The organism is Pedobacter sp. WC2423 (assembly GCF_040822065.1).
GTDB lineage: Bacteria > Bacteroidota > Bacteroidia > Sphingobacteriales > Sphingobacteriaceae > Pedobacter.
In genome coordinates this window covers 5,919,301-5,942,037 of record NZ_CP162005.1, presented here as the reverse complement: position 1 = coordinate 5,942,037, position 22,737 = coordinate 5,919,301, and the positions used below count along the sequence as shown (strand labels likewise).

Annotated in this window: 18 protein-coding genes; 12 read left to right on the top strand and 6 right to left on the bottom strand. The window is 40.5% G+C overall.

Annotation, left to right across the window (positions count from 1 at the left end; all coding sequences use genetic code 11):
• Positions 1-50 precede the first annotated feature (50 nt).
• Positions 51-1,418 carry a S41 family peptidase gene (locus AB3G38_RS25035; protein WP_367866416.1) on the bottom strand — a complete coding sequence of 456 codons (1,368 nt, stop codon included), beginning with the start codon at positions 1,416-1,418 and terminating at the stop codon, positions 51-53.
• A 142-nt stretch (positions 1,419-1,560) separates the two neighbouring features.
• On the opposite strand from AB3G38_RS25035, the gene AB3G38_RS25030 reads away from it, so the two are divergent.
• Entirely contained in the window at positions 1,561-2,409 is an 849-nt protein-coding gene (locus tag AB3G38_RS25030; protein ID WP_367866415.1) for an endonuclease/exonuclease/phosphatase family protein, read from the top strand.
• Positions 2,409-2,840, top strand: a complete 432-nt coding sequence (locus tag AB3G38_RS25025; RefSeq protein WP_367866414.1) for a Dabb family protein — start codon at positions 2,409-2,411, stop codon at positions 2,838-2,840. Before AB3G38_RS25030 ends, AB3G38_RS25025 begins: the two co-directional genes overlap by 1 nt.
• A gap of 11 nt (positions 2,841-2,851) precedes the next feature.
• Here the strand turns inward: AB3G38_RS25025 and AB3G38_RS25020 are convergent, their stop codons facing one another.
• Positions 2,852-3,466, bottom strand: coding sequence for a helix-turn-helix transcriptional regulator (locus tag AB3G38_RS25020; RefSeq protein ID WP_367866413.1), 615 nt, complete (start codon positions 3,464-3,466; stop codon positions 2,852-2,854).
• A 342-nt stretch (positions 3,467-3,808) separates the two neighbouring features.
• Between AB3G38_RS25020 and AB3G38_RS25015 the strand changes: the two genes are divergently transcribed.
• The 8 genes from AB3G38_RS25015 to AB3G38_RS24980 all read left to right on the top strand — a co-directional run bounded on the left by AB3G38_RS25015 (position 3,809) and on the right by AB3G38_RS24980 (position 13,741).
• Positions 3,809-4,318 carry a DUF2480 family protein gene (locus tag AB3G38_RS25015; RefSeq protein ID WP_367866412.1) on the top strand — a complete coding sequence of 170 codons (510 nt, stop codon included), beginning with the start codon at positions 3,809-3,811 and terminating at the stop codon, positions 4,316-4,318.
• A gap of 105 nt (positions 4,319-4,423) precedes the next feature.
• Positions 4,424-5,551 (top strand): efflux RND transporter periplasmic adaptor subunit, encoded by a 1,128-nt coding sequence (locus AB3G38_RS25010; RefSeq protein ID WP_367866411.1) that lies wholly within the window; start codon positions 4,424-4,426, stop codon positions 5,549-5,551.
• An 8-nt stretch (positions 5,552-5,559) separates the two neighbouring features.
• Positions 5,560-8,718, top strand: coding sequence for an efflux RND transporter permease subunit (locus AB3G38_RS25005; RefSeq protein ID WP_367866410.1), 3,159 nt, complete (start codon positions 5,560-5,562; stop codon positions 8,716-8,718).
• A 41-nt stretch (positions 8,719-8,759) separates the two neighbouring features.
• A complete protein-coding gene (locus tag AB3G38_RS25000) occupies positions 8,760-10,154 on the top strand; it encodes an efflux transporter outer membrane subunit (protein ID WP_367866409.1) in 1,395 nt (464 codons plus the stop codon).
• Between the two features lie 80 nt (positions 10,155-10,234).
• Positions 10,235-10,678 carry a peptide-methionine (R)-S-oxide reductase MsrB gene (gene msrB / locus AB3G38_RS24995; protein ID WP_367866408.1) on the top strand — a complete coding sequence of 148 codons (444 nt, stop codon included), beginning with the start codon at positions 10,235-10,237 and terminating at the stop codon, positions 10,676-10,678.
• Positions 10,679-10,811: 133 nt separating this feature from the next.
• Entirely contained in the window at positions 10,812-12,392 is a 1,581-nt protein-coding gene (locus AB3G38_RS24990; protein ID WP_367866407.1) for a M20/M25/M40 family metallo-hydrolase, read from the top strand.
• 99 nt (positions 12,393-12,491) lie between these two features.
• Positions 12,492-13,217, top strand: a complete 726-nt coding sequence (locus AB3G38_RS24985) for a transporter substrate-binding domain-containing protein (protein ID WP_367866406.1) — start codon at positions 12,492-12,494, stop codon at positions 13,215-13,217.
• Between the two features lie 62 nt (positions 13,218-13,279).
• Positions 13,280-13,741: a hypothetical protein gene (locus tag AB3G38_RS24980; RefSeq protein ID WP_367866405.1), complete on the top strand. Its 462-nt coding sequence runs from the start codon at positions 13,280-13,282 to the stop codon at positions 13,739-13,741.
• Between the two features lie 87 nt (positions 13,742-13,828).
• Here AB3G38_RS24980 and AB3G38_RS24975 read toward each other — a convergent pair whose 3' ends face one another.
• The 3 genes from AB3G38_RS24975 to AB3G38_RS24965 form a co-directional block, all read right to left on the bottom strand.
• Positions 13,829-15,592 (bottom strand): ABC transporter ATP-binding protein, encoded by a 1,764-nt coding sequence (locus AB3G38_RS24975; RefSeq protein WP_367866404.1) that lies wholly within the window; start codon positions 15,590-15,592, stop codon positions 13,829-13,831.
• On the bottom strand, positions 15,582-17,321 hold the full coding sequence (locus tag AB3G38_RS24970; RefSeq protein WP_367866403.1) for an ABC transporter ATP-binding protein: 1,740 nt from the start codon (positions 17,319-17,321) through the stop codon (positions 15,582-15,584). The genes AB3G38_RS24975 and AB3G38_RS24970 overlap by 11 nt, the downstream gene beginning before the upstream one ends.
• A 143-nt stretch (positions 17,322-17,464) precedes the next feature.
• Entirely contained in the window at positions 17,465-18,244 is a 780-nt protein-coding gene (locus AB3G38_RS24965) for a DNA-formamidopyrimidine glycosylase family protein (protein ID WP_367866402.1), read from the bottom strand.
• Between the two features lie 119 nt (positions 18,245-18,363).
• Here AB3G38_RS24965 and dcp point away from each other — a divergent pair, with 119 nt between their 5' ends.
• Positions 18,364-20,505, top strand: a complete 2,142-nt coding sequence (gene dcp / locus AB3G38_RS24960) for a peptidyl-dipeptidase Dcp (protein WP_367866401.1) — start codon at positions 18,364-18,366, stop codon at positions 20,503-20,505.
• Positions 20,506-20,609: 104 nt separating this feature from the next.
• Positions 20,610-21,320: a DUF2490 domain-containing protein gene (locus AB3G38_RS24955; RefSeq protein WP_367866400.1), complete on the top strand. Its 711-nt coding sequence runs from the start codon at positions 20,610-20,612 to the stop codon at positions 21,318-21,320.
• Between the two features lie 74 nt (positions 21,321-21,394).
• Here AB3G38_RS24955 and AB3G38_RS24950 read toward each other — a convergent pair whose 3' ends face one another.
• A complete protein-coding gene (locus AB3G38_RS24950; RefSeq protein ID WP_367866399.1) occupies positions 21,395-22,687 on the bottom strand; it encodes a gluconate:H+ symporter in 1,293 nt (430 codons plus the stop codon).
• Between the last annotated feature and the right edge of the window lie 50 nt (positions 22,688-22,737).

Here is a 22,737-nt window from a genome sequence, read left to right as displayed (position 1 = left end):
TAGTATATAAACTACAGATTAATTAAATGTTAACTTAAATGAAATAACTACTATTCCGGCCTGATGATCGTCAGGTTTGATTTCAAATCAACCGGAATCCTGGAATCATAAAGAACTTTGGATTTTTCACTGACTGCTTCAGTTCTGACCTGACTGGTACCAGCAAAGCTTTTTCCAAGACAACTCTGGATCAGTGGATCTGAAATATCACCAAAAGGTTTCAAGGGAAGTATTGACAATTCATCCGCTGTCTGATCTGGTATTAATCCATTACTGTAATCACCTTTTCCGGCTGCATTGTATAATTTAAAAATCATAGGATAGATTTCCCATTTCGGAACGATCTGCGGATTCCTGTAGTCTTTAATCACAAAACTGGCCATATCCTTTCCTAGTGTTTGCTGCCCGGATTGAATAACAGTAAGATAAGGTCTTAGTGAATTGATCAGCAGTTCGGCCGCAGATGCAGTATGGCCGCCTGTCAGCACATAAACTCTGCTGAGGTTCAAACGGTAATTGGCAATTCCGGAAAAACTGACTTTCTGAACGGTCTGAACCTTACCCATTTCTGCTCCAAAACTACTTTTCCTGGAACCTGCATTTGAATTCCCCCTATATTCTACAAAAGTAGCTCCTTCGGTAACATTTGAAGAGATCAGTGCTGCTAAGGTAGCCGCAACTGGTACACTCCCTCCGGGATTATAGCGCAGGTCAACAATCAGCTCCTGTACTTGCTCCTGCCTAAAATAAGTAAAAGCCTTTTTTAATTGCGCTAAAGCACTTTCTTCGAAGGAATTTAAAAACAGGTAGCCATAAATCTGACCACCAGATTCAAACACTTTATAAGTATATACCGGATCTTCAGAATTGATTAATCTGGAGATTTTGATTGTTCCGGTTTTCCCGGCCAATTCGAGCTCGGCACTTTGTTGTATAATACTGGCGGTTGTCAGCCCTGCAATATTAGCTGCGGATGGCACCGTTCCATTAATAGTCTGAATAACATCACCTCGTGTCAATCCTTTCTCTGCACCTCTTGAACCAGGAACGACCAGGCTGATTACCGTTTGCACCTGTCCACCACCAGTCTGCAATGTAATCCAGTCAAATCCTAAAATATGTGCTAAAGATGGCGGATAGCTTTCCGGAAGATCCGGATTGACCAGCGCAGAAAAACGGTCAGCACCATTTCGTATCCCCTTAAAAAAAGTCGAAGGATCAGTATTCAGATCAGGTTTTCCTGGTAAACTGTTATTCCAGTAATAGTATACTTTCATACTATCCAGCACCCAGGAATTGATACTTTCCTGGCTGCCGGCAGGATAGTCCGGCTTGTCTTCCGGTTTCCGGCAACTGGTAACGGAGAAAAAAAACAGAGATAACAGCAGCGTTTTGATCAACAGAGAGCATGTCTTCATAAAAACGTTTATATCGGTACGCGGTAAAATTAGCTGCTCTGTATAAAGTTTATATTAAGATAAAAACATATAATGCTGTGAAAAGTAATTACACTCCCCAGTTAGTAAAACTATCATTATATTAGACACATTTATTTAGATCATGATTAGAAAAACAAGTATCACAGCCCTTTTCCTTTTATTTTTAAGCCCACAACTTTTTGCACAGCGACTCATTATCGGAACTTATAATCTGCGTAATGATAACAAAGACGACATAGGAAATCTATGGGTACAAAGAGCCCCGATTGTTGCTAACCTGTTACGCTTTCATCAATATGACATTTTTGGGATCCAGGAAGGATTTAAAAACCAGCTGGATGACATTAACAATGCTTTACCGGAATATGCACATTATGGCCGTGGACGTGATGATGGAAAAGACGGCGGGGAGCACTCTTCAATTTTTTACAAAAAAGATAAGTTCAAGCTTTTAAAAAAGGGAGACTTCTGGCTGTCAGAAACTCCTGATCAACCGGGTTTAGGCTGGGATGCCACTTGTTGTAACCGGATTTGCACATGGGTTGAATTACAGGATATAAAAACCGGCAGCAAGTTCTATTATTTCAATGCACATTTTGACCACCAGGGAAAGATTGCAAGAGTAGAAAGCAGTAAACTGATCGTCCGTAAAATGAAAGAAATTGCAGGAAATGAGCCAGCTGTATTTACAGGCGATTTAAATGGCGGACAAGACAGCGAATGGTATTTAACCTTAGCTAAATCCGGTTACCTGAAAGATACCTATGGCCAGGTTAAATATCCTTATGTAAACAATCCTTCTTTCAACGAATTCGGCAAACACCTGGATGGATTTGAAATTATAGACCATGTATTTGTAACGAAAGAATTTAAGGCAGACAGATGGGGTATTTTAACTGATTCTTATCAAGGTAAGTATCCTTCAGACCATTTTCCTATCTTAGTAGAAGTAAACTTACATGATAAGTAATGAACAAATCAAACAGAAGAAAATTTATCGGGACAGCTGCTGTTCTTGTTGCGGGAACCGCAGTTGCAGCAGCCATGCCTGTGTTAGCCGAAAATCATAAAGAAATGAAAAACAAAGAAGAATTTCCAGTAGTGCATCATGTTTTTTTCTGGTTGAAAAACCCAGCTTCAAAAGCAGATCGGGATCAGCTGGTTGCCGGCGTAAAAACGCTTTCAGCTATAGAAACAGTAAATCATCTTAAAGTAGGTATCGTAGCCAGTACAGAAAAACGTGATGTAGTAGATAACAGCTGGGCTGTATCTGAACTGATTTTCTTTAAAGACCTGGCCGGACAGGCTGTTTATCAGACCCACCCGATACACCTGGAATTCATTAAAAATTGCAGTCACTTATGGGAAAAGGTTATTGTTTATGACGCTATAGATGCCTGAGAAACCTCAGGCTATTGAAGTGCAATCCGGTAAGAACATCTCCGATCTCCGGAAACGATATGATCTAACCGGTTAATAGCTACCTTTTCTCCCAATACGAACCTGAATACATTCAGTTCCCCGGAGCAAAATCCCTGGCAGGAAGTTGCAGCAGCGCAGATAGGGCAATGATTTTCAACGAATAAATAGCCATCCTCATCCTTACTGTATTCAGCCATATATCCCTCCCGGCTTCTGATTTCTGTTAGCTTTGCAATCCTTTCTTCCAGCGTATCAAAAGCAGCTAATTCCTGCATATACTTATCTCTGCCTGTCTGCTCGTTAGCATCCATTACACTTTGTAATGCATGATCTCCTAAAGTATTTCTGATCGTATTGATCAGCTTTACAGTAAGTTCAGCATGCGTATCGGGAAATTTATCATGCCCTGAGGCTGTTAAACTAAAAAATTGCTTAGGTCTGCCTACCCCACCGGATTCGTTTGTAGCTTCGATTAATCCTTCCTCTGTATATTTTAATAATTGTAACCTCGCGCCTTCCTTTGTCATGCCAAGTTCTTGCGCGATTGCGGAAGCAGTTAGGGCACCACGGGTTTTAAGCAGCATCAGGAATCTGTTTGTCATCATAAATTAATAAAACAAGTGTTTAGTTGTTTTATTAACAAAAGTACTAACTTTGCTGAACTTATTCATATTTTAAATCATAGTTATGCCTTTAAAATTACATACGATTATAGTCCTCTCTTCTTCGGAAAAGCAACCAGTATTTCTTGTTCCCTATTGGAACGTGCTGATGCGAAAAACTTCCTGATCATTTGCTGCTGCATCTGATTTTTTTAAAAAACCATAATTAAGCAATAAAAGGCCCTCATCAGCCTGTTTATTCTTCACCCCTTAACAAATGTTTTATGCGGGCAGGGATTCTTATGCCCAAAATAAAATGAAGCTGCCCACACAATCACAAACAAAATGGAAGAAATTATTAATAAAGTAGAATTGAGTGGTATTGTTACGCTTGATCTGATTAATTACAAACCCCTCAAACAAGAATACATAGTTTTTGATCTTGTCCCTTATTTATTCCAGAAATACCTGTTAAAGGAGAAAGTATTCAGAGTAGACATGATCCAGATCAACTGGAGTCAGTTTACGGGAAAAGAAGTGATCCTTTTCTGTTCAAATGATGCGATTGTCCCTTACTGGGCTTATGTATATATCACTTCATTGCTTAAGCCTTTTACTAACAAGGTTTACTTTGCCAATCAGCAGGATCATGCAGAGCTGATCTGGATGGAAAGAGTAAAAAACATAGACTATAGCACATTCCACGAGCAAAAAGTGGTGCTCAAAGCGAGTACTATAGTCCCCCCTGAAATCTACGTCTGTGCTACAGGCTACCTGATGGAACACGTACAAAGCCTGATGTGGGGAGAAGCCGGCTCTCCTGTCATGATTTATAAAAAGAAAAAAAACTTATAAAAACCCCATAATGAAACCATCATGTGCAGCAGAACACCAACCAAAATGAACAAAATCGCGTAGCACATGATAGCTTCATCTCCATTAAACAACAATTATATACTGATGAAAACAACGCTAATTTACTCCTGCCTTTCAGCCTGCCTGATTTTATCTTCCTGTGGAAATTCTAAAAACCCGCAGCAAAAGGAGCATATACAAGAATTCCCCGTTTTATCTCTTACACCGCAAAAGGCCGATCTTTTTGCAGAATATCCGACTACCCTGCAAGGAGAACAAACCGTAGAAATCCGTTCCAAAGTAGATGGTTACATAGAACAAGTTTATGTAGCAGAAGGAACAATCGTGAGTAAAGGACAACCTTTATTTAAAATAGATGCCAATAGCTTCCAGCAGGAAATGAATAATAAAAATGCAGCCGTGCTTGCCGCTGCAGCTAACCTGGAAACTGCCAGCATTCAAACACAAAGGACAACAATACTGGTAGAAAAGAAAATTGTAAACTCCTTTGAGCTTACTTCTGCTAAAAATGCAGAGCAGGTAAAAAAAGCAGAGTTTAACCAGGCAAAAGCAGATCTGTCGGCAGCGAAGTCCAAACTTGCTTATACCAATATTGTAAGTCCTATTAACGGGGTTGTAGGAAGCCTGCCTTATAAAATAGGCAGCCTGGTGAGCAGTACCTCCGAAACTGCCCTAACCACTATTGCCAATACCAAACAGATCTACGCCTACTTTTCTCTGAGTCAGCAGCAGTTAGGCGCATTCTTAAAACAGTACGATGGTCAGAAAGTCAATGAAAAGTTCAAGCATATGCCGCAGGTATCCCTATTGATGCAGGACGGTGAAATGTACGGCACAAAAGGTAAAATTGAAACACTGAGTGGTGTACTGAACGCTTCAACAGGTGCTGCAAATTTCAAAGCAGTATTTCCTAATCCAGAAGGTAAATTATGGAGTGGCGCAAGTGCGGCTATCAGGATCCCAACCCAGTTAAACAATGCGATTATGATACCTAAGTCTGCAACATTCGAATTGCAGGGTAAATACTTTGTCTTTAAAGTTGACCAGAAAAACATCGTTCACCATACAGCAATTGACATTATGGAAGCTGTTACAGATAAAAACTATGTGGTCACCAAAGGACTGACCGCAGGCGACCAGATCGTTACCGAAGGCCTTGGTAATTTAAAAGACGGTATGAAAATCAAAACCAATCCTTCAACCCCGAAATAAGCATAAACATGTTAAAGAAATTTATTGAAAACCCGGTATTGTCTACGGTCATATCGATCATTATAGTCATCCTGGGAATATTAGGATTAATTTCCTTACCCATCTCCCAATATCCTGATATTGCCCCACCCACGGTTTCTGTAACGGCCGCATACCAGGGCGCCAATGCCAATGTAGTGATGAAAAGCGTCATTGTTCCCCTGGAGGAGCAGATTAACGGCGTAGAGCACATGACTTACATGACCTCTACGGCGAGTAATAACGGAAGTGCGACGATTACAATCTTTTTTAAACAGGGAACAGATCCTGATCAGGCAGCGATCAACGTACAAAACAGGGTAACTAAAGCAACCAGCTTACTACCTGAAGAGGTAATTAAAGCTGGGATCACAACGAGTAAAGAGCTGAGTAGTCAAGCCTATAGTTTTTTATTATTCAGCAGCAACCCGGCCTACGACCAGAAATTCCTTGACAATTATCTGAGGATAAACATTATGCCTCAAATGAAAAGGGTAAATGGTGTGGGAAGTACACAAATTTACGGCATGCAGGAATATGCTATGAGAATCTGGTTAAAACCGGATGCGATGGCTAATCAGGGCTTAGTCCCGGATGATATTGTAGCTGCGCTGAAGGAACAGAACATTGAAGCTGCACCTGGTAAATTGGGAGAAAACAGCAATCAGTCTGTCCAGTATACCTTGAAATATACCGGCCGTTTACAAGAAGTTAAACAGTTTGAAGACATCATTCTTCGGAGTGCTAAACAAGGTGGTTTATTACGTCTTAAAGATGTAGCAGACATAGAATTCGGTGCACAGGATTATACGACTTCTTTGATGACGCAAGGAAAAGTTTCTTCTGGTGGTGCAATTAGTCAGACTTCTGGTGCAAATGCAAGAGAATTGATTATTGCCTGTGAAAATATCTTAAAGGAGGCTTCGAAAGACTTCCCTCCAGGTATAACTTACCACACCTTTTTAAATGCCAACGATTTCCTTGACGCTTCGATTGAGAAAGTAATTTCCACCCTTGCAGAAGCATTTATCCTGGTTTTTATTGTTGTATTTATCTTCCTTCAGGATTTAAGATCGACTTTAATTCCTGCTATTGCAGTACCGGTAGCCATTATCGGAACGTTCTTTTTCCTGAAGCTTTTTGGTTTCACGATCAACTTACTTACTTTATTCGCTTTAGTACTGGCGATTGGAATTGTGGTCGATGATGCAATTGTAGTTGTCGAAGCAGTTCATGCTAAACTGGATCAGGGCGCAAAATCTGCTAAAAAAGCCACCATGCATGCGATGAGTGAAATCAGTGGGGCGATCATTTCGATCACCCTGATTATGTCGGCGGTATTCCTGCCTGTAACTTTTATTACAGGTTCCGCAGGAGTATTTTACAAGCAATTCGGACTAACACTTGCAGTGGCTATCCTGATTTCAGCAGTCAATGCTTTAACGCTAAGTCCTGCTTTATGCGCTATATTTTTGAAACCACACGGGCCAGAAGCGCATACGCGCCCAACTGGATTCTTACCTAAATTCTATGCTGGCTTTAATACTGCATTCGAAGCGGTGACCAATAAATATATTGGAGGAGTCCGGTTTTTGATCCGCAGAAAATGGATTTCTATAGCCGGGATCGCTGTATTTTCAGGTATATTTTATTTCCTGATCAAGACCACCCCTACTGGATTTGTTCCTAATGAAGACAGTGGAGCTATTTTCGGAGATATCATTCTTCCCCCTGCCTCGACATTAAAACGTACAGAAGAAATCACCAATCTGGTGGATAGTATAGCCAGGTCTATACCTGAAGTAGAACTTTCTTCGAGGTTAGCAGGAATGGATTTAATTAATGGATTTGGTGGTTCTTATGGCGCATTGTTTATCCGCCTGAAACCATGGAAAGAAAGAAAAGGTAAAAATCAGGATGTGACCAGTATCGTCAATCAGTTGTTTGCCAAAACAGGCCATATTAAAGGTGCTACGGTTATTTTCTTTGCTTCACCGACCTTGCAGGGCTTTGGAAATAACAATGGTTTTGAAGTTCAGCTTCAGGACAAAACAGGTGGCAGTTATGCAAATTTCTCGGAAAACATAGGGAAGTTCATGACTGCATTGAATCAGCGTCCGGAAATCATGTATGCAGCAACACCATTTAATATCGGCTTCCCTGAATTGGAAGTGAATGTAAATGTCGCTAAATGTAAAGATGCCGGCGTCAATGTAAAGACTGTATTGAATACACTTCAAGGATATTATGGTGGATTATACGCTTCAGATTTCAACAAATTTGGTAAACAATACCGGGTGATGATGCAGTCTCACCCCGATTCCAGAGGTAAGGAAGCAGATATTAATAAAGTGTTTGTAAGAACAGATAAAGGATTAATGGCGCCAATTACAGAGTTCGTAACTCTTAAAAAGACTTATGGCCCTGAGTTTATCAATCGTTTTAACTTGTTTACCTCCACTACAGTAACCGGAACGCCTAAAAAAGGTTACAGTTCCGGAGATGCGATCAGGGCAATCAATGAAGTTGCTGCGCAGACTTTAGGTCGTGGTTATTCTCATGAATTCTCCGGACTGACTAAAGAAGAACTTTCCAGTGGCAGCCAGACGACCTTAATATTTGCATTGTGTCTGATCTTTATCTATTTTCTGTTAAGTGCACAATATAAGAGCTATATCCTGCCAATGGCGGTATTATTGTCTTTACCGATAGGATTAGCAGGTGCATTTATCTTTGCTAAGCTATTCGGTATAGATAACAATATCTTCCTGCAGATCAGTTTAATTATGCTGATTGGACTACTGGCAAAAAATGCCATTTTGATCGTTGAATTTGCTTTAATGCACAGATTAAGCGGCAGAAGCATTACCCAATCCGCTATTTATGGTGCAAAGGCCAGGTTAAGACCGATCCTGATGACCTCTTTTGCCTTCATTTTCGGACTGATTCCATTAATGCTGGCTACGGGCGCTGGTGCATTAAGTAATCAATCAATCGGAACAGCCGCTGTTGGTGGAATGCTGATCGGTACCCTGTTTGGTGTATTTGTAATTCCTGTATTATTTATTCTTTTCCAGGGTTTACATGAAAAAATATCAGGCGTACACCTGCCTGAACATGCCCCTTCACCGCTTCCGGAAATTATTTAATCATGTCGGGTTCAGCTGACAAAGTAAAAACAGATAAACAGATGAAAAAAATATATCACTCTTTCCTGATTCCTTTAGTGATCGTTTCAGGCTTATGGAGTTCTTGTAAGGTAACCAGGCCTTATAGCAAACCCGCAATTTCTACTGCGCCGGCTTACCGCGATGCAGGTCTTTCAGATACGACAAGTATGGCAGCTTTAAAGTGGTCAGCCATATTCACTGATACCGTATTAAACCATTTAATTTTACAAGGTTTACAAGCGAATTTTGATTTGAAGATCGCGATTGAGCGGATCAATGAAGCAAAGGCAAATTTAAGAATGAGTAAAGCTGCTTTTTTGCCTGAGGTTAATACCAATGTTTCGGTAAAGCAATCCAAGCTTGCCTATCCGCAGAGCTTTGGAATTTTCGACAATTCTACGCAGTATGATTTCGGGATTACAACGGCCTGGGAAATTGATGTCTGGGGTAAATTAAGCAGTGAAAAACGGGCATCATTAGCGGAACTGCTAGCTTCTGATGCGGCGAAAAGAGCAATACAAACACAACTGATAGCCAACATTGCTAATTACTATTATGATTTGCTAACGCTGGACGAACAGCTGGCTGTGACACAAAAAACGGCCTTAAACAGAAAGGCTGATGCAGAAGCTATTCAACTTCTTTTTGAAAGCTCTGTATTAAACGGGGTCGCAGTTGTACAAAGTGAAGCTAATTATTATGAGGCAGATCTGGCTATTCCTGATATCGAGCAAAAAATCAAAGAAACAGAACATGCGTTAAGCGTATTACTTGCCAGAGCACCAGGGAAAGTTGAAAGAACATCATTACATCAGCAAAAACTGGATTATGATTTAAAGCCCGGTATTCCTGCTCAGTTGTTAGCCAACAGACCAGACGTGCAACAGGCAGAGTATGTTTTCAGAGCTGCATTTGAACGTACTAATGTCGCAAAGACCAATTTCTATCCTGCTTTAACCATTACCGCAGCAGGAGGTTTTTCCAGCCTTACCCTTAAGGAGTGGATTAATAGTGCAGGTTTATTTGCGAATATTGCTGGTGGCCTGACCCAACCACTTTTCAACAGAGGCATCAATAAGGCAAAGTTAAAGACTGCACAATCGCAGCAAAATCAAGCGCTGTATAATTTTGAATTATCTCTTTTAAAAGCAAGTCAGGAGGTATCCGATGCATTAGCTGTTTACCAGTCTGCCACACAAAAAGCTGGTAAGCGGCAAAAACAGTTAACCGCTTTAACGAAAGCATTATCCTTTAATAAGGAACTGCTGAATTACAGTAAAAACACAAATTATACAGATGTACTGACTGCTGAACAGCATCTGCTGACTGCAGAACTCAAAGGTATCAATGATCAGAGTCAGAAATTACATGCAGTGGTCAATTTATACCGCGCATTAGGTGGCGGGTGGAATTAGATTGTTCACACAGCTGCAAAGATTACTTTCGGGTAGTTTTTGCAGCCTGTTTTTTTAATTGTATTGCTTATCTTTAGGCTATGAACACGAATTCAATAAACAACCCATACTATTCCAGAACGAACGACACCAAATTAGAGGTTTCCAATATAGAATGGAAAAAGATACTGCCAGCTGATTTATACCATGTTGCAAGAGAACAGGGTACTGAACGTGCATTTGCAGGAAAGTATTGGGATAGCGAAGAAACAGGTACTTATTACTGTGCTGTTTGCGGAAATGTATTGTTCAAATCTGATGCTAAATTTGCCAGCAGTTGTGGATGGCCGAGTTTCTTTGAAACCATTAAACCAAGCAGTGTAATTTATAAAGAAGATATCAGCTATGGCATGCGCAGAGTTGAAGTAACCTGTGGCCGTTGCGATTCTCACCTGGGGCATATTTTCAATGACGGCCCTGCGCCAACGCATCAGAGATTTTGTATGAATTCTGTTTCACTTGAATTTGAGCCTGATCAGCAATAAGTAAACCTGATCGGCAGTATAAAAAACCTGATCAGCAATCAGCTCGGTGCAGGACACAATTTTGTTACCATCCGGAGGATAAAACCTTTTATGGCTATCTTTAATTTAGATTTATTATATCAACCCTAAATTAATGAAAGCTATCCAAAACCACTCTTATTTAAAGCATAGCACAAAAGCTTTGGTTATTTCCCTGCTGCTCACTGGAAATATCAGCTATGCGCAAACAAAAAACCAGGTTATTGACAATATTGTAAAAGAAGCTACTGAAAATTCTCAGTTAGAGAACCTTGCACATGAATTACTGGACGTAGTCGGACCCCGTTTAGTAGGTTCACCGCAAATGAAACAAGCCAATGACTGGGCAGTAACAAAATATGCGGGCTGGGGAATTACAGCGAAAAATGAGAAATGGGGTGAATGGCGCGGTTGGGAAAGAGGAATCTCCCATATTGACATGGTTTATCCCCGCGTAAAATCTTTAGAAGGAATGCAGTTGGCCTGGAGTCCGGATACCAAAGGAAAATCTGTAGTTGCAGAGACAGTTGTTCTTCCATCTTTTGCTGATTCAGTTGCTTTTAAGAACTGGCTGCCAGCAGTTAAAGGAAAATTCGTCTTGTTTTCGATGAACCAGCCAACAGGAAGACCTGATTATAACTGGGCAGAATTTGCCACTCCTGAATCTTTTGAGAAAATGAAAACCAGCAGAGCTGCACAGACTACAGCGTGGTTTGCCAACATAAAAAAAACAGGTTTAACTTTAAAAACACTGCCTGCTGCATTTGAAAAAGCAGGTGCACTGGGTGTAGTGACTTGTAACTGGTCGAATGGCTTCGGCTCCAATAAGATATTCGGGGCAAATACAAAAACAATTCCCACAGTAGATATCTCTTTAGAAGATTTTGGACTATTATATAGATTAACCGAGTCTGGAAACAAGCCTAAAATCAGTGTTCATGCAGCATCTAAAGAACAAGGCCTGGTCCCGGTTTTCAATACAATTGCCGAAATTAAAGGCACAGAGAAACCTGATGAATATGTGATTTTATCTGCGCATTTTGATTCATGGGATGGTGGAACTGGTGCAACTGATAATGGTACAGGAACAATTACCATGATGGAGGCTGCAAGGATTCTTAAAAAGATGTACCCAAATCCTAAAAGGACCATTTTAATTGGACATTGGGGAAGCGAAGAGCAAGGCTTAAATGGCTCCAGAGCTTTTGTAGAAGATCATCCTGAAATTGTGAAAAATATACAAGTAGTATTTAACCAGGACAACGGTACCGGAAGGGTGGTTAATCTTGCAGGACAAGGTTTCCTGAATTCTTATGATTACCTGGGCCGCTGGTTATCAAACGTACCCGAAAGTATCAAAAAACATATTACAACCAGCTTCCCTGGTGCTCCGGGTGGTGGCGGTTCTGATTTTGCATCCTTCGTTGCTGCAGGTGCACCTGCATTCTCTTTAAGTTCTAACAGTTGGTCTTACGGAACTTACACCTGGCATACCAACAGAGATACTTATGATAAAATTGTATTTGATGATGTACGCAACAATGCTACACTGACCGCAATCCTTGCTTATATGGCTAGTGAAGATCCCGAAAAGACATCCAGAGACAGAGTTGTATTACCTGTTAATCCTAAAACCGGTGAACCGGGCGCCTGGCCTCCGGTTGTGAAACCTACCCGTAAAGGTGGAGTGAACTAATTTATAAAACATTTTAAAAAGAAGCCGGCTCTTGAAAAATCAAGAGCCGGCTTCTTTTTAACCGTTTCTTTTTCAGGATAAATTGCTGATATTCATAAGATGAGATCTAAATTCCACCGCTATCTTTTATCCTGTTTAACCTTGGTGCTGGCCTTTGCCTGTAGTCCTAAAACATCAATTCATTCAGTGCTCCGGGTTGGATCTACGGGTGACTATCCTCCATTGACCAGTTTTGATACGGTTACACATCAATTTCATGGGGAGGATATTGAACTGGCTTTACGTTTAGGGAAACACTTAGGCAAGCAGGTAGTTTTTGTTAAAACCACCTGGAAAGACCTGAGCACAGACCTGCTGGACAGGAAATTTGATATCGCTGCAGGTGGGATTTCAGTAAATGCAACAAGGGCAAAACTATTCAACTTCTCTGTCCCGTTACTTATAGATCGTAAAGTGGCCGTTTTCCGCTTAGCAGACCGTTCAAAATTCATAGACTTTAATACAATAGATCAACCGGCCGTCAGGATCATTGAGAATATAGGAGGAACGAATGAAATATTTGCCAGAAAGAATATACAAAGCGCAACGATAAAAGTTATTCCTGACAACCAGCAGGCTTTTAAAACCCTGTTAAACCTGGAGGCAGATGTGATGTTTACGGATGAGACAGAAGCGAAATATCAGCAGAAGAAACATCCGGAACTCTACTGGATCAAATTAACAGAACAGCTCAGCCCTGCTTATGCTAAAGCCATGATGTACAACAAAGCAGATACGGTATTGCAGCGAAAAGTAGATGAATGGTTAAAAAAACAAAACAAATAACCCTATCGTTATGGAATTAACGCTTTGAGCGCATCCTGTTTGTATATTAAATAACAGCGCTTATGAAAAATCCCATGCTTATTTGTTTAGCTCTGGTATCAACAATTTTATACAGTTGCCGCCAGGATAATGGTAAAAACCCGGAGAAACCAATCGCTACAACCTGCTATATGGCTGTAGACGGCAGAGATACCGCCAAAATGGAACTTCAATCTTTCAGCAAGGGAAGAGTTAGCGGAAACCTGGTGGTTAATTATTATAAAAAAGATAACAATCACGGAGAATTTGAGGGGGCATTTAAAGGTGACACCTTATTCGTTATTTATTCCTTTAAAATTGGCAAAAACTCTACCGGTTATAAAAATCCGCTTGCCTTCCTGAAAAAAGAGGACAAATTAATAATGGGTATTGGAAAGATGGAAGGGGTACTGGGCAGGATCTATTTCAGGAAAGACATCCCGATAGACTTCACGCAGGGTAGATTTACCTATGCACCCGTCAACTGCAAAAAGGAGCCTAAATAGCTCCTTTTTTCTTTATTATATTTTTCAGATTATCAGTTATTTAAGGATTAAAAAACCAGATAAACATACTATTTTTCTCCAATAAAACTAACTCAATCTTTTCCCATGCATCAATCTGTCAACAGCTTCTTTGAACGAGCCTGCCCTGGTCACTTCTCCTGAGTTAATAAAGAAAATCTCATCTGCATTTTCAATCGTATTTAACCGGTGTGCAATGACGACTAAAGTTGTTTCTTTCGGCAAATTAGCCAGAATCTGCCCAAGCAGCTGCTCAGTTATCGTATCAATATTAGCAGTAGCTTCATCCAGGATCAACAACTCTGGTTTACGCAAAACTGCCCGCATAAAAGCAATCAGTTGCTTCTGTCCGATACTTAAACTATTCCCGCCTGATAAAATTGCCGTATCCAGGCCATCCTCAAAGGTAGCCAGTAATCCTTCTAATTTCGCCTCTTTCAATACATTCAGGAATTGTTCATTGCTGAATTTATGATAACGTGAATTACTATAGAGAATATTTTCACGTACCGTTCCTGTAAATAAGAAAGGCTCCTGCAAGATAAAACCTATTTTCGCTGCACGTTCTTCTGCACTGTAAGTCCGGATATCTCTGCCGCTTAATAAAATTGTCCCTTCCAGCGGATCATATAAACGGGCCATTAATGAGGCTGTCGTTGTTTTACCACCTCCTGTTGGACCTACCAGCGCATAAGTTTTACCCCGTTCCATCGCAAAGCTGATATTATGGAGAATCTCATAACCACCAGGATAACCAAAATGTACATTTCTGAATTCAAGAACCGCATCAGTCGGATTTGCAGTATCATCATACGAAATAGTCACCAGGTTGTTGTTCAGCGATAAAATCTGACCGATCCTGTCCCATCCCGCTAAAGCCAGCTGGAAACTTGTCCATAAAGCTGCTAACTGGCGCAGCGGATTATAAAAGTTGGTTGCATAAGAAAGGTAACTCACTAATAAACCAATGGTAAAATTCCCCTGTGTAATCAGGTAAATACCAAAAGACAAGACCGTCAGCTGGGCAATGGAAGAAAATAACCCAAACACAGGAAGGAAAATATTGTTAGCCAGACCTGCACCAATCGCAGTCTTATAATTCTTCTGGTTCGCCTGATCAAACCGCTTTCTGAAATAATCACGTCTGTTAAAAGCGATGATCACTTTAAAGTTATTCAGACTTTCCTGAATTTCTGCACTCATTGCACCAGTGCTCTTCAGGTTTAATGCATTTTTCTTCTTAATCCAGGGAGAGATTAATTTAGTAAAAATCAGGATAAAAGCGGCTGGTACTAAAGCAGCCATTCCCAATTTGATATTGATGATCAGCAAAAATATCCCTGCTCCGACCATGATCACAATATTACTAATAAACTGCATCAGTGCCTGTGAAAAGAACTGGCTAAGTTTATCCGTATCATTATTAACTCTGGAAATCAGGTCTCCCGCTTTATTTTCATTAAAAAAAGCAAGTGGAAGCTGTTGAATTTTATTAAAGATGGTATTTCTCAATTCGAAAATAATACGCTGTCCTAATCCTCCCATTAACTTGGTCTGAAAATAACTGCTCACAAATGCAGTAATATACATGGCCAACAGGATGCCCGAAAATACCAGTACACCATGATACTGTTTAGTCAGGATATATTTATCAATGGTATGCCCGATTAAAAAAGGGCCTAATAAGTTCAGGGAAGCATTCAGCAGTACTGTACAGAGTGCAATAATTAATGTTTTTCTTTCCTGCTCTACCAGCTTTAACAAGCTCTTTACACCCGACCAGGCAGAACTTTTTGCTGCCCCGTCAGGCAGACTGTTCAGGTTATAATTCATAATTGCTTGTACTTTGTTGAGAGTTAAGAATCTGAATATATTCCGGGCTTTTTTGCATCAGCTCTTCATGCGTTCCTTCAGCCAGCAATTCACCCTGCATCAGCAGAATAATCTTTTCATAATGCTGTACTGCTGCGATCTTCTGTGTCACAGAGATCAAGGTAAGCCCGGGATAATTTGCAGTAATATTAGCCAGTATTTTTTGTTCCGTTTGCGGGTCAACCCTTGCTGTAAAATCGTCAAGTAATAATATTTTAGGATTTAAAGCTAATGCGCGGGCCAGCATAATCCGTTGTTTTTGACCCCCAGAAAGACTCAGTCCACGTTCAGAAACTTTGGTATTCAATCCATCGGGCATGGCGTCTATAAAGTCTTTCAACTCAGCTGTAGCAATAGACTTCTCCAGTGACTCATCGGTAACCAGGTCACTAAAAGCAATGTTTTCACGGATACTCATGTTAAACATGATACTATCCTGAAATACAAACCCTACCTGGGCATGAAAAGCCTCAGATTGATATTCTTCAATAGGCTTGCCATCATATAGCACTTTCCCTGAATCCGCCTGTATGAGTCCGGTCAACAAGTAAAGCAATTGAGATTTTCCCGCAGCAGTAGGGCCAATGATTGCAATCTTTGAACCAGGTTCCACTTTAAAAGAAATGTCTTTCAGTGACGATTTCTCCCCATAACTAATACTTACAGCTTCTACCTCAATTGCACCGGCCAGGCTCGTGGTTAATGTACCCGTTTCTGCAGGATCTTCTGCATTCAGCACCTGGCTGATCCTGCCAAAAGATGCTGTAGCCTGTGCAATCACGTTACTCATAAAGCCAATGACCAGGATCGGGAAAATCAATAAGGCAAGATAACTGTTGAAAGCAGCAAAATCCCCGATGGTCATGCTCCCTTTAATCACATAATGCCCACCTAAAGCAAGAATCATTAATCCAGCCATATTCGCTGTAAAAACAATGATTGGAATCAGCCATGCAAATAACCGGAGAATAGAAATACCAATATTTTTTGCCTGTGTACTGGCATTAAAAAACTTCTCATATTCCAGTTGCTGAGAATTGATGACACGGATCAGCGCAGCACCAAGAATACTTTCATTGATAACTTTGTTTAACCAGTCAATAACTTCCCTGCTCTTTTTGAACAGCACTTTTACTTTACCCAATACCATATAATATGCGCCGCCAATAATGGGAATGATACAAATTGTAGTTAAACCCAGTCTCCAGTTAATACTCAGCAGCAAAATGGTAGCACCAATGATAATAAAGATAGAAGAGACTATAGAAACGATAGCCTGAGAAATAAACAACTTCACTGAATCTACATCCGAGGTCAGGTTGGTTAATAATTTTGAAGGATTGGTTTTCTCAATAAAGACAAAACTCTGTTCTGAGATTTTTTTAGTAATCCTGGTTCGCAGATCGCAAGCAACACGCTCTGACGCATAAGTCTGCACAATTCCCTGCAGGTAACTGAATATAAAAATAATCAGTGCGACTACCGTAAATTCTATAATAATGGCTTTATAGGAAAAGTTTCCACTATTATAAGCGTCAATTCCATGACCAATCATCCGGGGCAGCCATAAATTCAGTCCATTGCTAAAAAGTGCAAATAGAATGAGCATGATGACCATTGCCCTATAGGGTTTTAACAGGCTGAATATTCCCGGAGGGCTCTTTTGATCAGTACCGATTTGTTCTTTCATTTTTAAAAATTATTCCTTCAATCCCAATCCATAGCCATTGGTTTATTGAGCTGATGAAGTTATAAATTTTTACAGGAATAATTTATCGGCAATCCTGTTTTAATCATATTTTAACGGTAAATGGGCTGCTCAGACCGGCCAGTTTAGTTAAAGACCTCTTGTTCTTCTGTATAATAAGTCTTCCTCGCTCCTGTTTTTACCATCAGAATAGGTACACCAGACGGACTGTGAGTTTTCTTCGTACTATGGATTTTCAGGAAATCTCTGACTTCTCCACTGATAATGTCCGGGTGAGTTTTAGCAATCTGTTTCACTGCGTTTTCCAGCACATGCCTCACCGCTTTGGAAAGGTCTTTCAGTTTTTCATCGGGAATTTTATTTGCGGGAGAAAAGGGCGAAATTCCCGCTTCCCATAAAATCTCATCTGCATAAGCATTGCCGATTCCGCGGATGATGTGCTGATCCAGTAATACATTTTTAACAGCTGCTTTTTTAGCCGCAAAGATTTTTTTAAAGAAACCAGCATCGACTTCCGGAGCTAAAGCATCCGGAGTTTCATCAGCAGCAGGATTTAAAGTCGCTTTGGCCATTCCCTGGAAATCAGTCAGACAAAATTGAGTGCCATCTTTAAAAAGCAGTTCAATAATAGCATGTTTTGGAACTATTTCTTGTTTAGACAGGTGAAGTTCGCCTTTCAGCATCATATGTATACTGAGTACTGCCTTATTCTCAAACCCGAAATACAATTCTTTTCCAGCACGGGATACCTGGCTAAGCTTTTGATCTTCAATAGCAGACTTTAATTCTTTTACAGAAACATTCAGTTTCTTACCATTTTTAACAATAACTTCTTTCAGCAGTTTGCCGCTCAGTTGCTGTTCAAGATTGCGGCTGAAAATTTCTAAATCTGGTAATTCAGGCATAGCGTATCAGTTTTTCTTTAAATGAGGACAAAATATACGTGAAAAAATTTGATTCTGCTTCATTACAAATGATGATCTGATATTTTACGTAAATTAGGCCAAACTATTTATCATAGAATATGAATAAAATATTCATCATGCCATTTTTGGCCATCATTGCAGTGACAGCATCCTGCGGAAATAACAAGGAGAAATCCGGTAATGCACGAACAGGCTCCTCTGCTAATCCTTTTTCCGGGGCGAGTAAACTTGCTTATCAGGCACCAGCTTTTGATCAGATTAAGGATGACGATTTTCAACCTGCTTTAGAGCAGGGAATGAAAATTCAGTTAGAAGAAATGCAAAAAATTGCAGATAATCCAGCTGCTCCGACTTTTGAAAACACTTTGGTGGCTATGGAAAAAACCGGACAGATGCTAACCAGGACAAACAATGTATTTAGTGCCTTAACAAGCGGGAATACAAATCCTGAACTGCAAAAAGTACAAGAAGCAATTGCGCCAAAACAAGCAGCCCATCAGGATGCTATTTATCTGAATTCCAAATTATTCAAACGTGTACAGGCAATTTATGAGAAACGCGGACAATTGAAACTTGATCAGGAGTCTGAAAGGCTGATTGAGTATTACGAACAGCAATTTGAATTAGCAGGCGCTAAACTATCTGACGCCGATAAAACCAAACTTAAAAAGCTGAATGAAGAAGAAGCTTCCTTAAGTACAAAATTCTCCAACCTGTTATTGGCAGCAAACAAAGCAGGCGCAATTTTATTTTCAGACCAGGCAGAGCTGGCCGGACTTTCACAAGGAGAATTGGATGCGGCAGCACAAAATGCAAAAGCAAATAAACAACCAGGCAAATGGTTAATTTCCTTACAAAACACTACGCAGCAGCCTATTTTACAATCTCTAACCAACCGTGCAACACGCGAGAAGATATTCAAGGCTTCCTGGAACCGTACAGAAAAACAAGACGCCAATGATACGCGCAGCACGATTGTACGTATTGCGAAAATAAGAGCTGATAAAGCTAAACTGTTAGGCTTTGCCGATTATGCAAGCTGGAAACTGCAAGACCAGATGGCTAAAACACCAGCAGCTGTTGATGCTTTTTTCGCCCAGTTAGTTCCTGCTGCAACTGCTAAAGCCAAAGTTGAGGCCGCAGCTATTCAAGCTCAGGCAGATCTGGAAAAAGGAGGTTTTAAAATCCAGCCATGGGATTGGGATTATTACGCAGAGAAAGTCAGAAAGCAAAAATATGACCTGGATGAAAACCAGGTTAAACCATATTTTGAATTGAATAAGGTTTTAGAAAATGGTGTTTTCTATGCTGCAAACTTATTGTATGGAATTACTTTCACAGAACGTCATGACCTTCCGGTTTACCAGAAAGATGTCAGAGTTTTTGAAGTATTTGACAAAGATAAATCTACAATCGGCCTGTTCTACTGTGATTATTTTAAACGCGACAATAAATCAGGAGGTGCATGGATGTCTAATTTTGTTGGACAGTCTAAATTATTAGGTACTAAACCAGTAATTTACAATGTATGTAATTTTACCAAACCTGCTGAAGGGCAGCCCGCTTTGATCAGTTTCAGCGATGTAACAACGATGTTCCACGAATTTGGACATGGCTTGCATGGTTTATTTGCCAATCAGCAATATCCAGGCTTATCAGGCACAAATGTAGCACGTGACTTTGTAGAGTTCCCTTCGCAGTTTAACGAACATTGGGCATTAAATCCGCAGGTATTTAAAAACTACGCTGTTCACTATAAAACAGGAGAGTTAATGCCACAAGTTTTAGTTGATAAAATTAAGAAAGCGGCCACCTTTAACCAGGGATATAACCTGACTGAGATTCTTGCCGCAGCTTCTTTAGATCTGGCATGGCATAAAATCCCGGCCAGTGCACCGCTAAAAAACACGGATGAATTTGAAAAGGCTTCATTACAGCAGTTGAAACTGGATCTTGCTGAAGTTCCACCGCGTTACCGGACCAGCTATTTCTCTCATATCTGGGGCGGAGGTTATGGTGCAGGTTATTATGCCTACTTATGGACTGAAATGCTGGATGATGATGCTTATTCATGGTTTGAAGAAAACGGAGGCTTAAACAGAGTAAATGGTCAGCGCTTCCGCGATATGATCTTATCCAAAGGAAATACAGCAGATTATGGAAAGATGTTCCGCGAATTCAGAGGGCATGATCCAAAAATTGGCCCTATGGAGAAAAACCGTGGTCTGACTACGAAATAGAAAGAATTTTCAATTGAACGGGATTAAGCTTATACTTAATCCCGTTTTTTATGGGGTATTTTCAATATTGTTGTTATTTTAGCGACACACACAAATAAAATCAGATGATCCGTATTTACATTTTCTTGCTGACAGCCCTCTGCTTTTTGGGGACCACTGTCATGGCCCAGACCAATTCTCAGCATAGTGGCTGGTTATTCTTACTTAATAATACTAAAATCAATGAAAAATGGGGGACTCACCTCGATGTTCAGGTCAGGTCTTCAGATAATTGGAATAACGTAAAAAACTTCTTGTTCAGACCGGGTATAACTTATTTTATCAACCCTCAAAATGATGTGACGCTCGGTTATTTATTAAGTGAGACTCATCATCAGATCGATGATCTTGGCGAACATAAACTTGTGGAGCACCGGATCTGGCAACAATACATTCACAAGCATAAGATCAGTACAGTCAATGTGAGCCACAGATTCAGGTTAGAACAGCGGTTTGTAGAAAAAATACGTGATCAGGATGTATTTGCACAACGTTTTAGATATTTTGTCCGTTTCCTTATCCCTTTAAAGAAGGGAGCGCAGCAGTTTGAAGAAGGTCTGTTTACAGCCCTGCAAAATGAACTTTTCTTTAATGTTCAGCATAAAGATAAATTGAGTGGTCATTTTTTTGATCAGAACAGGGCTTATGCAGCACTAGGCTATCGTTTCAGTAAGAAATTCGATCTGGAAGCAGGATATTTAAACCAGGCCGTAAAAGGAGCAAGTACAAATTCGGTAAACAACGTCATTCAATTTGCAATATATACCCGGTTTTAAATCAAAGCCCTGTTTAGATTACTCTGGTTAATGGTTCATCTAAACAGGGCTTATCAATGCCTCTCGCAGTTAATTTATATAAACTGACTCATCAGCATCACTCCGATCAGGCCCAGTACAGAGACCAGACTCTCCATCACTGTCCAGGTTTTAAAAGTCTCTTTCAAACTCAGGTTAAAATACTCTTTGAACATCCAGAAACCTGTATCATTTACATGAGAAAGCATTAAACTTCCTGCCCCCACCGCAAGTACCATGAGTTCTGGTGAAGCTCCTGCGGTAATAAAAGGGATGACCATGCCCGATGCCGTTAATGCGGCTACTGTAGCAGAACCTAATGTAACCCGCAACAATGCAGCGATCAGCCAGCCTAGAATTAAGGGTGAAACATGCAGATCACCGGTTAATGTTTTCACCTGTTCTCCAATTCCACTGTCTACCAGAATTTGCTTGAAAGCACCGCCCGCAGCTATAATCAGGATAATCATCGCGATGCTCTTCACTCCTTCTACACAAGAATCCATTGCTTTTTGCATCGGCATACGCTGAATAGCAATCGTGATCAGAACAGCCATAGTTAACGCTACTGTTGGATTTGCAATAAAAGTCAACAGATGCTGCGCCGAAGGATTTTGAGTGATCAGCACACCAACTGTTCCCACCACAATAAAGAATATCGGGGAAAGTGCAATGATAAAACTTTTTAGTGCAGACGGTAAGTTTTCTTCCCCCTGTAAATCCAGTTGCTGATGCGCCCGGTCTGCTTTAGGTAATTTGATAATCGCTCTTGGAAAAAAGATACCAGCGATAATAGCTACAGGAATACTAATGATTAAACCATAAATCAAGGTACGGCCAATATCTGCATGAAAAATACTCGCTAAAGCAACCGGGCCGGGATGAGGCGGAAGGAAACCATGGGTTACAGACAGTGCCGCCGCCATGGGTATACCTACATATAATTTAGGAAGCTTAGCAGCCGAGGCAATTGTAAATACCAATGGAATCAATACCACAAAACCCGCATTATAAAATAAAGGAATGCCCACCAGAATACCTGTCAGCAGGACAGCCCATTGAATATTTTGAATTCCGAAAATCCTGACCAGTACGAATACAATTTTCTTTGCCGCGCCACTATCTTCAGCCAGCTTGCCAACCATTGCCCCCAGTGCCAGTACCATGACCATATCACCCATCGTACTGCCAATACCTTTGCTCACAGAAGCCATTACCTTTTCTACGGGTAAGCCCAGCATCAGCCCCGTAGCAACTGCTACGATCAGCAGCGCAAGCATAGGGCTTACTTTCTTAAGGATCAGGATCAGCAGGATAATTATCCCAAATAGTACGAGTAATAAGTCCATAGTCATTCGGTTATTCTTGTTCAGTAATAGTTAAAATGTAAGAAGCCGTT

Excerpts from the sequence above, each read along its gene's own strand:
- AB3G38_RS25010 (WP_367866411.1), top strand. The coding sequence starts at position 4,424 with ATGAAAACAACGCTAATTTACTCCTGCCTTTCAGCCTGCCTGATTTTA.
- AB3G38_RS25020 (WP_367866413.1), bottom strand. The coding sequence starts at position 3,466 with ATGATGACAAACAGATTCCTGATGCTGCTTAAAACCCGTGGTGCCCTA.
- AB3G38_RS25025 (WP_367866414.1), top strand. The coding sequence starts at position 2,409 with ATGAACAAATCAAACAGAAGAAAATTTATCGGGACAGCTGCTGTTCTT.
- AB3G38_RS25005 (WP_367866410.1), top strand. The coding sequence starts at position 5,560 with ATGTTAAAGAAATTTATTGAAAACCCGGTATTGTCTACGGTCATATCG.
- AB3G38_RS24955 (WP_367866400.1), top strand. The coding sequence starts at position 20,610 with ATGATCCGTATTTACATTTTCTTGCTGACAGCCCTCTGCTTTTTGGGG.
- AB3G38_RS24975 (WP_367866404.1), bottom strand. The coding sequence starts at position 15,592 with ATGAATTATAACCTGAACAGTCTGCCTGACGGGGCAGCAAAAAGTTCT.
- msrB (WP_367866408.1), top strand. The coding sequence starts at position 10,235 with ATGAACACGAATTCAATAAACAACCCATACTATTCCAGAACGAACGAC.
- AB3G38_RS24985 (WP_367866406.1), top strand. The coding sequence starts at position 12,492 with ATGAGATCTAAATTCCACCGCTATCTTTTATCCTGTTTAACCTTGGTG.
- AB3G38_RS25030 (WP_367866415.1), top strand. The coding sequence starts at position 1,561 with ATGATTAGAAAAACAAGTATCACAGCCCTTTTCCTTTTATTTTTAAGC.
- AB3G38_RS24970 (WP_367866403.1), bottom strand. The coding sequence starts at position 17,321 with ATGAAAGAACAAATCGGTACTGATCAAAAGAGCCCTCCGGGAATATTC.
- AB3G38_RS24990 (WP_367866407.1), top strand. The coding sequence starts at position 10,812 with ATGAAAGCTATCCAAAACCACTCTTATTTAAAGCATAGCACAAAAGCT.
- AB3G38_RS24950 (WP_367866399.1), bottom strand. The coding sequence starts at position 22,687 with ATGGACTTATTACTCGTACTATTTGGGATAATTATCCTGCTGATCCTG.
- AB3G38_RS25035 (WP_367866416.1), bottom strand. The coding sequence starts at position 1,418 with ATGAAGACATGCTCTCTGTTGATCAAAACGCTGCTGTTATCTCTGTTT.
- AB3G38_RS25000 (WP_367866409.1), top strand. The coding sequence starts at position 8,760 with ATGAAAAAAATATATCACTCTTTCCTGATTCCTTTAGTGATCGTTTCA.
- AB3G38_RS25015 (WP_367866412.1), top strand. The coding sequence starts at position 3,809 with ATGGAAGAAATTATTAATAAAGTAGAATTGAGTGGTATTGTTACGCTT.
- AB3G38_RS24980 (WP_367866405.1), top strand. The coding sequence starts at position 13,280 with ATGAAAAATCCCATGCTTATTTGTTTAGCTCTGGTATCAACAATTTTA.
- dcp (WP_367866401.1), top strand. The coding sequence starts at position 18,364 with ATGAATAAAATATTCATCATGCCATTTTTGGCCATCATTGCAGTGACA.
- AB3G38_RS24965 (WP_367866402.1), bottom strand. The coding sequence starts at position 18,244 with ATGCCTGAATTACCAGATTTAGAAATTTTCAGCCGCAATCTTGAACAG.